Here is a 12523-nt window from a genome sequence, read left to right on the forward strand (position 1 = left end):
TTGCGCACCTTGCTCACGGGTTTATCGCGGCGTCAAGTGGTCGCATTTGTGATATGGTCACGCCGGGCCTGCTTTTGTATAGAGGTCATTCAAATCTGACCGATCAGCGGAGTGATCAGCGATGTCCGAGTGGCAGAAGACCGATTGGCGCAACAAGCCCCGGGTTCAAATGCCCGATTATACCGACGCGGCCCGGCTGGCCGGGGTCGAGGCGCAGCTTGCCAAGTATCCGCCGCTGGTTTTCGCGGGCGAAGCACGTCGGTTGAAACAGCAATTGGGGTCCGCCTCACGCGGGGAGGCGTTTCTCTTGCAGGGCGGCGATTGCGCGGAAAGCTTTGAGCAATTCAGCGCGGACGGCATCCGCGACACGTTCAAGGTGATGTTGCAGATGGCGATGGTCTTGACCTACGGCGCCAAGGTGCCGGTGATCAAGGTGGGACGGATGGCCGGCCAATTCGCCAAGCCACGCAGCGCACCGACAGAGATTGTCGACGGGGTGGAACTGCCCAGCTATCGGGGCGACATCATCAACGAGCTGGATTTCACGCCCGAGGCGCGGATCCCGGACCCTGCAAAAATGCTGCAGGCCTATACGCAAGCCGCCGCGACGCTGAACCTGATCCGGGCCTTCTCGACCGGGGGCTATGCGGATGTGAACCAGGTGCATTCCTGGACACTTGGTTTCACCGAAGGGGAAAAGGCGGAACGTTACCGCGAAATGGCCGGGCGGATCACCGACACGCTCGATTTCATGTCAGCCGCCGGGGTCAATCAGGACACCGCGCATACGTTGCAATCGGTCGATTTCTACACCAGCCACGAAGGCTTGCTGCTGGAATACGAAGAGGCCCTGACCCGCGTGGACACGACCTCTGGCAAGTGGCTGGCCGGTTCCGGGCATATGATCTGGATCGGCGACCGCACACGGCAACCGGACGGGGCGCATGTGGAATTCTGCCGCGGTGTGCTCAACCCCATCGGTCTGAAATGCGGGCCGACAACGACGGCCGAGGATCTCAAAATCCTTATGGAGCGTCTGAACCCCGAGAACGAGGCGGGACGACTGACCCTCATCGCGCGGTTCGGGTCGGGAAAAGTGGCCGAGCACCTGCCGCGCCTGATCAACGCCGTCAAAGAGGAAGGGGCCAACGTGGTGTGGGTCTGCGATCCGATGCATGGCAATACGATCAAGTCCAATACCGGCTATAAAACCCGCCCGTTCCATTCGGTCCTGTCCGAGGTGCGCGACTTTTTCGCTGTTCACCAGGCCGAGGGCACCGTTCCCGGTGGCGTCCATTTCGAGATGACCGGTCAGGATGTGACCGAATGCACCGGCGGTGTGCGCGCTGTCAGTGAAGAGGATCTCAGCGCGCGGTATCACACGGCCTGCGATCCCCGGTTGAACGCAAGCCAGTCGCTTGAGCTGGCATTCCTCGTGGCCGAGGAGTTGTCCGGCCTGCGGGCCCGTCGGCTGGACCGCGTGGCAGGGTAATGAACCTGTCGCTTGGCGGCACGTAGAGATAGAGCAAGGGGCCGTGCCTCAGTGAATGCAGCACCCCGCGCGGTCTCTTGACGGGCGGGGCAGCCGCAGGGGTTCAGCTATCGGTCTTTATCAGCCGCAGGTGAGACGGGCAGGGGTCGAAAGGGGCGGCGTCTTCCGCAAAGCTTTGCACAGCAGGCGCGCTCGCCTCTTTCGCCGTGCCATAGACGAGCCTGTCCGTGACATGGGTAATGTTGAACCGCCGCGCGGTCCGTCCGATTGGTCCGCGTGTGATCATCCCGCCCAGCACGCGATTTGTCTCGCCAAGATCGCTTTTCAGAGGAAGCAGAACGATTTCGCCTTCCAGGTTTGGTCGTCCAATCCCGGTTTCCGCTTCGATATCCAGCATCATGATGGCGGGACTGTCAAAGCATGTCTCAAGCGCGCAACTAAACGTCGTCCGGGCACCGGCCGCGAAGAGGCAGGTCATCGGCATGCCGCGCACCTCCATGCCGGACAGACGCACGAGATGCGAACCCGCGATCCGAAACCGGGCGATACCCGGCGCGATGCGTTCCAGGATAAAAGTGTGTTCAAGAACGTTTTCCAGCCCGCGTGGATCAATCTGCGACCGGTAGGGCAGGTCGCCATCGCTTCTGAGTACTGTCCAATATGCCTCGATCTGGCGCAAGGCATGCGCCCTTTTGTCGGTGCGAAAGCGGTCCATGGCAATTACATTGCTCGTTTGCTCGGAGCTCTGGAACATCTTCACGGTCATCTCTGTCCTCGTTAACCGTCCTGATCCGCTGTCGCAGGGAGCCGGGCGAACCCATGCCTGACCGTATCCCCGCACCGATTAGGACTATCTGCATAATCATTACCTAAATCTTAATATGACACATTTGAGCAAAAGTCCGGAGAACTTCCGCTGCCATTGGTTAACATATCAACGGGTTGCGGGGCTTGCGGTCATCCCTGCCATCGCATTAGGTGCCCCTCGATCCGCCAATCTATCCGAGAGACGTTCAGATGATCCATTCGATGACCGGTTTTGCTTCCCTTCGCGGAGAATTCGGACCGCATAGCTGGGCATGGGAGCTGCGGTCCGTGAACGCAAAGGGCCTGGATCTGCGCTTGCGGGTCCCGGACTGGATCGAGGGATTGGAGCAAAAGCTGCGCCCGATCCTGGGCGCCACGATAAAACGCGGCAGCGTGACATTGTCCTTGCGGATCACACGGGAAGAAGGGGGCGGGGAGCTCAATCTCAATACGACCGCGCTGGAGCGTGTGCTGAGCATGGCGCAAGAGGCCGAGGCAACGGCGCATCGAAACGGCCTGACCCTTGCACCGATGACCGCGGCGGATCTTTTGTCCATCCGCGGCGTGGTCGAACAGGGCGGCAGTGACGATGACACCGGCCCGCTTGCAGCAGAGCTGCTGGCCCAGCTCTCCACGCTTCTGGGCGCGTTCAATGACATGCGCGGGCGGGAGGGAGAGGCCCTCGATACCGTTTTGCGCGCGCAGATCGCCGAGATTGCAAGATTGACCGACCAGGCGGCAACGCTTGCGGAAGCGCGCAAGTCGGACATGGCGGCGTCCCTTGCCGCGAACCTGGCGAAGGTGCTCGACACTGCCGACGGGGCAGATCCCGATCGCGTCGCGCAGGAGCTGGCGATGCTTGCCGTCAAATCGGATGTCACGGAAGAACTGGACAGGCTGCGCGCCCATATCGCCGCAGCGCTTGACCTTCTCGATGCAGACGGCCCGGTGGGCCGAAAGCTCGATTTTCTGATGCAGGAATTCAACCGGGAAGCCAACACACTCTGTTCCAAGTCGCAATCCACAGCGCTCACGCAGGTCGGCCTGGATCTCAAGGCCGTGATCGACCAGATGCGCGAACAGGTTCAGAACGTCGAATAGGGAGGGACGACATGCCGGATCGCCGCGGTCTTTTGATCATTCTCAGCTCACCTTCGGGTGCCGGAAAATCAACCCTGGCCCGCAGGCTGAGGGACTGGGACCCCAGCATCGTCTTTTCGGTCTCGGCCACGACCCGCGCGCGGCGACCGGGAGAGGAGGACGGAAAGGACTATCATTTCGTCCCCGAAGCCACGTTCAAGCAATTGGTGTCAGAAGGCGGCATGCTGGAACATGCCCATGTCTTCGGCAACTTCTACGGCTCGCCCCAAAAGCCCGTTCAGGAGGCCATTGATCGAGGCTGCGATGTCCTTTTCGACATTGACTGGCAGGGCGCCCAGCAGATCCGAAATTCCAGCCTTGGCGCGCATACGCTTTCGATTTTCCTGCTCCCGCCCTCCATTCCGGAACTGCGCCGGCGTCTGGAAGGTCGTGCCCAGGACGATGCCGACACGATCACCAAGCGCATGCAGAAAAGCTGGGACGAGATCAGCCATTGGGATGGGTATGATTTCGTACTGGTGAACGACGATCTGGATGCGACTGAAGCGCACCTGAAAACCATCATAACCGCCACACGGCTGCGCCGAATGCAGCAACCGGGCATCAACGCCCATGTGCGCCACCTGCAAACGCAATTCGAGGAACAGACATGACCCTTTACGCTCTGGACGGGCATCAGCCCCAGCTTCATGCCGACACCTGGGTCGCCCCCGACGCCAACCTGATCGGGCAGGTGATCCTGGAGGAGGGCGCGTCGGTCTGGTTCTGTTCGACCATCCGCGCCGATCACGAAGAGATCCGCATCGGCGCGGGCACCAATGTGCAGGAAAACTGCGTCATGCATATCGATGCGGGCTTTCCCCTGACCATCGGGCGCAATTGCACCATCGGCCACAAGGTCATGCTTCATGGCTGCACGATCGGAGACAACACGCTGATCGGGATGGGGGCCACGGTGCTGAATGGGGCGAAGATCGGCAACAACTGCCTGATCGGCGCCAATGCGTTGATCACCGAGAACAAGGTCATTCCCGATGGCTCCCTGGTGATGGGCTCGCCGGGCAAGGTGGTGCGGGAACTGGACGCGGCTGCGATCAAGATGCTGGAGGGCAGCGCGCTGCACTACCAGAACAACATGCGCAAGTTCCGGGATCAGCTGACGGTGGTGGGCTGATGCGCAACGCCAAGGGTTCGCTGATCCGACCGACGCCCCTGCCGGAGAGCGCAAGCCATCCGGTCGTCACGCCGCTTTCGCCCTCGGTGGTCTATGCCAGTGAAACGCCCGACGCGTTGGACGACCAGTACGAGGGCCGGGTGCATGGATACACCTATTCACGCGAAGGACATCCCAATGCGGATGTCGTCGCCGCGCGGCTCGATGCGATGGAAGGGGCCAACGGGGGCGTCGTGACCGGCTCGGGCATGGCTGCGGTGTCGTCGGTTTTGCTTGGACTGCTCGACAGTGGCGATCATGTGATCGGGGGCAACCAGCTTTACGGTCGTTCGCTGCGGATGATGAAAGAGGATCTTCCGCGCCTTGGGATCTCGACCACGCTGGCCGATCCCGGCGATGTCGAAGCCGTCCGCGCGGCGCTGCGCCTCGAGACGAAGATGATCTTGGTGGAGGTCGTGTCGAACCCCACATTGCGTGTCGCCGATCTGAAAGGCCTGGCCGCTCTCGCAGCCGAGCGGGGGATCCTTCTGGCTGTCGACAACACCTTCACCACGCCGCGTGCGATCCGACCGCTTGAGCATGGCGCGGACATTGTTATCCACTCCCTGACCAAGCTGCTTTCGGGGCATTCCGACGTGATGCTGGGCTATGTCGCGGCCCGTGACCCTGCGCTGACGGAACGGATGCGCATTTTCTCGATCACCACCGGCATGACGCCCAGCCCGTTCGATTGCTGGCTGGCGGAGAGGGGGTTGCTGTCGTTCGATCTGCGTTTTGACCGGACGCAAGAGACGGCAACCGCCCTGGCGGACCATCTCGCGACCCTGCCTGGTGTCAAGCGGGTCCTCTATCCGATGCGTCAGGATCATCCGGACAGGTTCCGCGCGCGGGACCTGTTGGGAGAGCAGGGCTGCAACATGGTCAGTTTCGAACTTGAAGGCGGACGCGCGGCGGCAAATGCGTTTACCCGCGCCGCCGACGGGTTGAGCTTTGCGCCGACATTGGGCGACGTTGGGACAACACTCTCCCATCCCGCGAGTTCTTCGCATCGTGGACTGACCGTCCCGGAACGGGAAGCGCTTGGGCTGAGCGAAGGTTTCTTCCGTGTTTCCGTGGGTTTGGAGGACGCAGGAACGCTCAAGTCGATCTTTGCCGATGCCGTCGCGGCTGCCATGGAAGCGTCATAACCCGATGTTAGATCGCGCAATACGGGTGACGTGATGGCGAAAGGTCCGGAGATGTCGGAGGAGTTGATCCAGGGCTTTCTGACGGCCATTCCGTTGCCCGCTGTGCTGGTCGATCAGTCCGAGCGGCTGATCGCGTCCAACCCCGATGCGCATACTTTCCTGGGCCAGCAGATCGTCGGGCGCCATTTCGCAACGATCCTGCGCCAACCTTTGATGCTGGATGCGATCGAAGGGTGCCTGCGCGACCGCAAACCGCGCGAGACCAAGCACCTTTCGAATGACGGAGCGCAGGACACCACCTATGAGGTCCATTGCCGGTATGTGCCCACCATCGGAGCGGTCATGGCCGGCGCTGTGCTGATCACCTTTCAGGATGTGACACAGGTCGAGCAGGCGGGACAGATGCGTCGCGATTTCGTGGCCAATGTGAGCCACGAACTGCGGACACCTCTGACCGCTCTGATGGGCTTTATCGAAACATTGCGGGGACCGGCGCGCGACGACGCGGCGGCCCGGGACAGGTTCCTCAGCATCATGGAAGGCGAGGCGGGCCGCATGAACCGTCTTGTCGGCGACCTGCTGTCGCTCAGCCGGGTCGAAGGGGACGAACGGGTGCGCCCACGTGACACCGTCGATGTGACGGCGCAGCTCCGCTCGACATTGAAGTCGATCCAGCCCGTTGCCGAGGACGCTGGGGTCGAACTGCACTTGTCCGCGCCGGATGAGCCTGCCCATGTCACCGGAGATCCCGACCAGCTTCGGCAGGTATTCACCAATCTGATTGAAAACGCGATCAAATACGGCAATGCGGGTGGCGTCGTGGATGTGGTCCTGACGGTGTCAGAGCGTGATCCTGCGTTGCGCGCGGCGGCCCTGCGGGTGCAGGTTATCGACAAGGGGGCGGGAATCGACCCTGTCCACCTTCCCCGGCTGACCGAGCGCTTTTACCGCGCAGACAGTCACCGCAGCCGGGAAATGGGTGGCACTGGCCTTGGCCTTGCGATCGTGAAGCACATCGTGAACCGGCATCGCGGACGCTTGCGCGTCGAGAGCGATCTGGGGCAGGGCGCTGTTTTCACAGTGATTTTGCCGATGTGAGACCAGCCTCGTGACGCTTTATTGATGCGACAGTCTCGCACCTGATCGCGCCGGGCTTGGACTGTCATAATACTGTTACCTAACTGACACAAAAGGCTCATGTCCCGCAAATAAATGGGGCGCAAGATCATCATGGGGGTGATCATTGTTCTACTCTATCCAGGAGACTCACATGTCCTTTGTGAAACTGACAGCTTCGGCGCTGGCCATTGCTGCTGTGTCCGCAACGACCGCCGCAGCCCGTGACCAAGTGCAAGTTGCCGGCTCTTCGACTGTTCTGCCCTATGCCTCCATCGTGGCGGAAGCTTTTGGCGAAAACTTCGAATTCCCGACACCTGTCGTTGAATCGGGCGGCTCCTCGGCTGGTCTGAAGCGATTCTGCGAAGGCGTGGGCGAAAACACGATCGACATCGCCAACGCATCGCGTCAGATCCGTGAGCGTGAGATCGCGACCTGCGCGGAAAACGGCGTGACCGACATCATCGAGGTACGCATCGGCTATGACGGCATCGTGTTCGCCAGCCAGATCGACGGCCCGGCCTTCACCGCGTTTGAGCCGTCCGACTGGTACAACGCGCTGGCCGCTCAAATGCCAGTGGATGGCGAGATGGTTGCCAACCCGAACATGACCTGGGCCGACGCGAATGCCGAGCTGCCCGCCGTTGACATCGCCGCCTTCATCCCGGGCACCAAGCACGGCACCCGTGAAGTCTTTGAAGAGAAGGTTCTGCTGCAGGGCTGTGAAGATACCGGCGCCATGGAAGCCATGATGGGCATGGGCATGGACGAAGATGCCGCCGAAGAGGCGTGCATGGCCGTCCGCACCGACGGTAAGTCCGTGGACATCGACGGTGACTACACCGAAACGCTGGCGCGCATCGACAGCAACCAGAACGGCATCGGCGTCTTCGGTCTGGCGTTCTACGAAAACAACACCGACAAGCTGAAAGTGGCGACGATGGGTGGCATCGCGCCGTCCACCGAAACCATCGCTGCCGGTGAATATCCTGTCTCACGCCCGCTGTTCTTCTACGTCAAGAAAGCACATATCGGCGTGATCCCCGGCCTGAAGGAATTCGCATCCTTCTTCGTTGCGGACGAGATTGCCGGCCCGGATGGCCCGCTGGCCCAATACGGCCTGGTGTCCGATCCTGAACTGAGCGAAACGCAGACCGCTGTCGAGAACGAAGCGGTCATGGGTGGCGCAAGCTAATCCTGCTGATCCGGCGTTTTCGGGGGCGGGTTCACCCGCCCCCGAACCTTTCAATGACTTGACCCGACGGGGACATCATGCCTGTGACCTGGCTCCTGTTATTCGTTATCGCCTTGGCGGTTGTGGGATTTGTGGCGGGCAGGGCGCGCGCTTTCAAATCCGCAGGCGGAGATTCCCGCGAGCTGCATTCGCTTCCGTCCTATTACGGCTACAACGTCGCGCTGACCTCTCTGGTCCCTGCCTTGGGCGTTCTTGCGATCTGGTTGCTGGCGCAGCCGGTTTTCATCGAACGGTCCATCAGCACGGTCATTCCGGATGAACTGATCCCCGAAGGTCTGACACGCTCGCTTGTGATGAGCGATGTGCGCCGGCTGGCAGACGGCCTGGACGTGGCCGTCGAGCGCGGAGCCCTGACACAGGAAGAAGCGCAGTCGATCCGTCCCGAATTCACCGACATTCGCAGCCGCCTGGGCGCCGTCGGGGTGGCGCTTGGCTCGGATGTACGGCCAGAGGTGCTGCGCGCCGCACAGCAATATCGCCAGATGACCGCGACGGGTAACACGATAATGACCGTTCTGGTCATCGTGCTGGCCATGGCCGGTCTGGCCTGGTCCTACAGCCGCACGCACAAGGATTTCCGCGCGCGCAATGTGGTCGAACAGGGTGTTCTGGCCCTGCTGATCTTTGCCGCCTGCATCGCGATCCTCACAACCGTCGGTATCGTTCTGTCGATGTTGTTTGAGACGATGAATTTCTTTCGGCTTCATCCCTGGACGGACTTTTTCTTTGGCGGAAGCTGGGCCCCGAATTTCCGTGGCAACAGCGATCTTTCGATCCTGCCGCTTTTGTGGGGCACGCTTTACATCTCGTTCATCGCGCTGGCGGTTGCGGTTCCCATCGGTCTTTTCGCCGCTATCTACCTTTCGGAATATGCCGGACCTCGGACACGGGCCTTTGCCAAGCCGCTTCTTGAAGTGCTCGCCGGGATCCCGACCATCGTTTACGGGCTCTTTGCGCTTCTGACAGTCGGCCCCTTGCTGGTCTCGGTCTTTGGTCGGGGCGACAATGGGATGCTGGGATTTACCTGGATGTCCGGGGGCACCGCCGTGATGACGGCGGGCCTGGTGATGGGCATCATGCTGATCCCGTTTGTGTCCTCTCTTTCCGACGATATCATCAATGCCGTGCCGCAAGCGATGCGCGACGGCTCTCTGGGCCTTGGCGCCACCAAGTCCGAAACCGTGCGCCAGGTGGTGTTGCCTGCGGCCCTTCCCGGGATCGTCGGGGCCGTGCTGCTGGCGGCCAGCCGCGCCATCGGGGAAACCATGATCGTGGTGCTTGGCGCCGGTGCCATTGCGCAATTCTCACTCAACCCGTTTGACGCGATGACCACGATCACCACGCGGATCGTCAGCCAGCTTACGGGCGATACCGACTTTGTCAGCGCCGAAACGCTTGTCGCCTTTGCGCTTGGTCTGACCCTCTTTGTCCTCACGCTGGGGCTTAATATCCTCGCGCTTTACATCGTGCGTAAGTACCGGGAGCAGTACGAATGACCGACATCACCTCGACCCCTGCTGCCGCAAGCCCTGCAGGGCGGCCCCCGAAATCCTCGCTGCTGGAGCTGGACGCCCGGACCAAACGGCGCAACGCCGCCGAGGAACGGTTCAAGATCTACGGTCTGATCGCAATTGGCATCGGTCTGTTGATGCTGGTGATCCTGGTGACCACGATCATCGGGCGGGGAACGGGCGCTTTCCAGCAGTCCTTTGTCAATCTCAGCGTCACGCTGCAGGAAGATAAGCTCGACAAAAACGGCAATCGCGACCCCGCGGATCTGCGCAAGGTGTCGACGTTCGGCTATGCGCCCCTGATCCGGGACGCGTTCGAGGTCAAGGCCGCCGAACTGGGCCTTGAGACCGACCTTGACGGTGGTGACATGGCCGGGCTTCTATCCAAAAGCGCGCCTGCGCAGTTGCGTGACTTCGTTCTGGCCAACCCTGATCAGATCGGTGAAACGGTGGAATTTCGCTTTCTCGCCTCCAGCCGGATCGACGGCTACCTCAAAGAGCGGGTCAGCCGCGAAAGCATCGCCAACGACCGCAGCATCTCGGCCGAACAACTCGACTTCGCGGATAAGCTGATCGAGATGGGCACGCTTGAGAAAACCTTCAACATTCAGTTCATCACCGGCGCGGACGCGTCCGATCAGCGCCCAGAAGCGGCTGGCATGGGCGTGTCGATGGTGGGTTCGCTCTTCATGATGTTGGTGGTTCTGTTTCTGTCGCTGCCCATCGGAGTGGCCGCGTCCATCTACCTTGAGGAATTTGCACCTAAGAATTGGCTCACCGACGTGATCGAGGTGAACATCTCGAACCTCGCGGCGGTGCCATCCATCGTGTTCGGGATCCTGGGTCTTGCGGTTTTCATCAACTATATGCACCTGCCGCAATCGGCCCCGCTTGTCGGCGGGCTTGTGTTGACCCTGATGACGCTGCCAACCATCATTATCTCCACCCGTGCATCGCTGAAAGCGGTGCCGCCGTCGATCCGGGATGCCGCCCTGGGCGTCGGAGCGTCCAAGATGCAATCGGTGTTTCATCACGTGCTTCCGCTTGCTGCGCCCGGCATTCTCACCGGCACGATCATCGGACTGGCCCAGGCACTGGGAGAGACCGCGCCGTTGCTGCTGATCGGGATGATCGGATTTGTGGCCTCCAACATGCCCGACAGCGTGGGCTCGGGCCTTCTGGATCCGAATTCCGCGATGCCGGCCCAGATCTACGAATGGGCCAAACGCGCGGACCCGGCCTTTTATGAACGGGCCTGGGGTGGCATTATCATCCTGCTCGTCTTCCTGATCACGATGAATACACTCGCGGTGATCCTGCGCCGCCGTTTCGAACGCCGCTGGTAAGGAGCGAGCCATGAATGACATGAGAATTGTGGAGAGAGACGTGGAAGCCACGGAAATCAAGATCGCGGCGCGCAAGGTGCAGGTTTTTTACGGCGATACCCACGCCATCAAGGATGTCGACGTCGACATCCAGGACAAGACCGTAACCGCGTTCATCGGACCATCCGGCTGCGGCAAGTCGACGTTTCTGCGCTGCATCAACCGCATGAACGACACCATTGATGTCGCACGTGTCGAAGGGGACATCCTGCTGGATGGCGAGGATATCTATGACAAGGCGGTCGATCCGGTGCAGTTGCGGGCCAAGGTGGGCATGGTGTTTCAAAAACCCAACCCGTTTCCAAAGTCGATCTACGACAACGTCGCTTACGGCCCCCGCATCCATGGCTTGGCCAAGAATAAGGCGGAACTGGATGAGATCGTGGAACGCTCGCTTCGCCGCGGGGCCATCTGGGACGAGGTGAAGGACCGGCTGGATGCACCGGGCACGGGGCTTTCGGGCGGTCAGCAGCAGCGGCTTTGCATTGCGCGTGCCGTGGCCACCGAGCCCGAAGTGCTGTTGATGGACGAGCCATGCTCGGCGCTTGACCCGATTGCCACCGCGCAGGTCGAGGAGTTGATCGACGAGCTGCGCCAGAACTATTCGGTGGTGATTGTCACCCACTCGATGCAACAGGCCGCGCGGGTCAGCCAAAAAACCGCCTTTTTCCACCTGGGTAATCTGGTGGAATACGGCGAGACGGGCCAGATCTTTACCAATCCGGAAGATCCCCGCACGGAAAGCTATATCACCGGTCGGATCGGCTAACAGGAGCGAAGACAGTGCAAGAGCAACATATCGCGTCTGCGTTTGACCGCGACCTTGAGGCTATTCAGGCGCAGATCATGAAGATGGGCGGCCTTGTCGAGGCGGCGATCATGGACAGCGCCAAGTCGCTTGAAACCCGCGACGAGGAGCTGGCCCAGAAGGTGCGCCATGGCGACAAGGCCATCGACGCGCTGGAAGAGATCATCAACGAGGAAGCGGCCCGGGTTATCGCCCTGCGGGCGCCCACGGCGGTCGATCTGCGGATCATCCTCACGGTGATGAAGATCAGCGGCAATCTCGAACGGATCGGCGACTATGCCAAGAACATGGCCAAGCGCACCAGCGTTCTGGCCCAGATGGCGCCGATCAACGACAGCGCGGGTGCGCTGCGCCGCATGGCGCGCGAGGTCGAGCTGATGCTCAAGGACGCGCTCGACGCCTATATCCAGCGCGATGCGGAGCTGGCCGCCGACATCATCGAACGCGACCGGGAGGTCGATCAGATGTATAACGCTTTGTTCCGCGAGTTCCTGACCTTCATGATGGAAGACCCACGCAACATCACGCCCTGCATGCATCTTCATTTCATCGCCAAGAATATCGAGCGGATGGGGGACCACGTCACCGCGATCGCCGAACAGGTCGTCTATCTGGTCAGCGGCGAACGCCCGGACGAGGCGAGGCCGAAAGCCGACACAACATCGCTTGCAACGCAGGAGTAAGACG

The 12523-nt window shown here is 61.0% G+C and carries 12 protein-coding genes; 11 read left to right on the forward strand and 1 reads right to left on the reverse strand.

What is annotated here, in order from left to right; genetic code table 11:
- The first annotated feature begins 121 nt into the window (after positions 1-121).
- Complete coding sequence (locus CFI11_RS11665; RefSeq protein WP_130406112.1) at positions 122-1492, forward strand: class II 3-deoxy-7-phosphoheptulonate synthase; 1371 nt, start codon at positions 122-124, stop codon at positions 1490-1492.
- Positions 1493-1595: 103 nt separating this feature from the next.
- Here CFI11_RS11665 and CFI11_RS11670 read toward each other — a convergent pair whose 3' ends face one another.
- Entirely contained in the window at positions 1596-2258 is a 663-nt protein-coding gene (locus CFI11_RS11670; RefSeq protein WP_130406114.1) for a PAS domain-containing protein, read from the reverse strand.
- A gap of 263 nt (positions 2259-2521) precedes the next feature.
- Between CFI11_RS11670 and CFI11_RS11675 the strand changes: the two genes are divergently transcribed.
- The 10 genes from CFI11_RS11675 to phoU all read left to right on the forward strand — a co-directional run bounded on the left by CFI11_RS11675 (position 2522) and on the right by phoU (position 12519).
- Positions 2522-3400, forward strand: a complete 879-nt coding sequence (locus CFI11_RS11675; RefSeq protein WP_254449077.1) for a YicC/YloC family endoribonuclease — start codon at positions 2522-2524, stop codon at positions 3398-3400.
- 11 nt (positions 3401-3411) lie between these two features.
- On the forward strand, positions 3412-4053 hold the full coding sequence (gene gmk, locus CFI11_RS11680; RefSeq protein WP_130406118.1) for a guanylate kinase: 642 nt from the start codon (positions 3412-3414) through the stop codon (positions 4051-4053).
- Positions 4050-4574 (forward strand): gamma carbonic anhydrase family protein, encoded by a 525-nt coding sequence (locus tag CFI11_RS11685; RefSeq protein WP_130406120.1) that lies wholly within the window; start codon positions 4050-4052, stop codon positions 4572-4574. Before gmk ends, CFI11_RS11685 begins: the two co-directional genes overlap by 4 nt.
- Positions 4574-5761 carry a PLP-dependent aspartate aminotransferase family protein gene (locus CFI11_RS11690; protein WP_130406122.1) on the forward strand — a complete coding sequence of 396 codons (1188 nt, stop codon included), beginning with the start codon at positions 4574-4576 and terminating at the stop codon, positions 5759-5761. The genes CFI11_RS11685 and CFI11_RS11690 overlap by 1 nt, the downstream gene beginning before the upstream one ends.
- Positions 5762-5812: 51 nt before the next feature.
- A complete protein-coding gene (locus CFI11_RS11695; RefSeq protein WP_130410001.1) occupies positions 5813-6859 on the forward strand; it encodes an ATP-binding protein in 1047 nt (348 codons plus the stop codon).
- A 172-nt stretch (positions 6860-7031) separates the two neighbouring features.
- The gene (locus tag CFI11_RS11700; protein ID WP_130406124.1) at positions 7032-8072 is read left to right on the forward strand and encodes a substrate-binding domain-containing protein; all 1041 of its coding nucleotides are present in this window, start codon (positions 7032-7034) and stop codon (positions 8070-8072) included.
- Positions 8073-8149: 77 nt separating this feature from the next.
- A complete protein-coding gene (gene pstC, locus CFI11_RS11705; RefSeq protein ID WP_130406126.1) occupies positions 8150-9628 on the forward strand; it encodes a phosphate ABC transporter permease subunit PstC in 1479 nt (492 codons plus the stop codon).
- Positions 9625-10989: a phosphate ABC transporter permease PstA gene (pstA, locus tag CFI11_RS11710; RefSeq protein WP_130406128.1), complete on the forward strand. Its 1365-nt coding sequence runs from the start codon at positions 9625-9627 to the stop codon at positions 10987-10989. The genes pstC and pstA overlap by 4 nt, the downstream gene beginning before the upstream one ends.
- A 10-nt stretch (positions 10990-10999) precedes the next feature.
- Positions 11000-11797: a phosphate ABC transporter ATP-binding protein PstB gene (gene pstB / locus CFI11_RS11715; protein ID WP_130406130.1), complete on the forward strand. Its 798-nt coding sequence runs from the start codon at positions 11000-11002 to the stop codon at positions 11795-11797.
- A 14-nt stretch (positions 11798-11811) separates the two neighbouring features.
- Entirely contained in the window at positions 11812-12519 is a 708-nt protein-coding gene (phoU, locus tag CFI11_RS11720) for a phosphate signaling complex protein PhoU (RefSeq protein WP_130406132.1), read from the forward strand.
- Positions 12520-12523 lie beyond the last annotated feature (4 nt).

Source organism: Thalassococcus sp. S3 (genome assembly GCF_004216475.1).
Taxonomy (GTDB): Bacteria; Pseudomonadota; Alphaproteobacteria; order Rhodobacterales; family Rhodobacteraceae.

Bases quoted from the DNA above. Each gene is read 5' to 3' on its own strand.
- pstB (WP_130406130.1), top strand. From the start codon at position 11,000: ATGAATGACATGAGAATTGTGGAGAGAGACGTGGAAGCCACGGAAATC.
- gmk (WP_130406118.1), top strand. From the start codon at position 3,412: ATGCCGGATCGCCGCGGTCTTTTGATCATTCTCAGCTCACCTTCGGGT.
- pstA (WP_130406128.1), top strand. From the start codon at position 9,625: ATGACCGACATCACCTCGACCCCTGCTGCCGCAAGCCCTGCAGGGCGG.
- CFI11_RS11695 (WP_130410001.1), top strand. From the start codon at position 5,813: ATGTCGGAGGAGTTGATCCAGGGCTTTCTGACGGCCATTCCGTTGCCC.
- CFI11_RS11675 (WP_254449077.1), top strand. From the start codon at position 2,522: ATGACCGGTTTTGCTTCCCTTCGCGGAGAATTCGGACCGCATAGCTGG.
- CFI11_RS11670 (WP_130406114.1), bottom strand. From the start codon at position 2,258: ATGACCGTGAAGATGTTCCAGAGCTCCGAGCAAACGAGCAATGTAATT.
- CFI11_RS11685 (WP_130406120.1), top strand. From the start codon at position 4,050: ATGACCCTTTACGCTCTGGACGGGCATCAGCCCCAGCTTCATGCCGAC.
- CFI11_RS11665 (WP_130406112.1), top strand. From the start codon at position 122: ATGTCCGAGTGGCAGAAGACCGATTGGCGCAACAAGCCCCGGGTTCAA.
- CFI11_RS11700 (WP_130406124.1), top strand. From the start codon at position 7,032: ATGTCCTTTGTGAAACTGACAGCTTCGGCGCTGGCCATTGCTGCTGTG.
- pstC (WP_130406126.1), top strand. From the start codon at position 8,150: ATGCCTGTGACCTGGCTCCTGTTATTCGTTATCGCCTTGGCGGTTGTG.
- CFI11_RS11690 (WP_130406122.1), top strand. From the start codon at position 4,574: ATGCGCAACGCCAAGGGTTCGCTGATCCGACCGACGCCCCTGCCGGAG.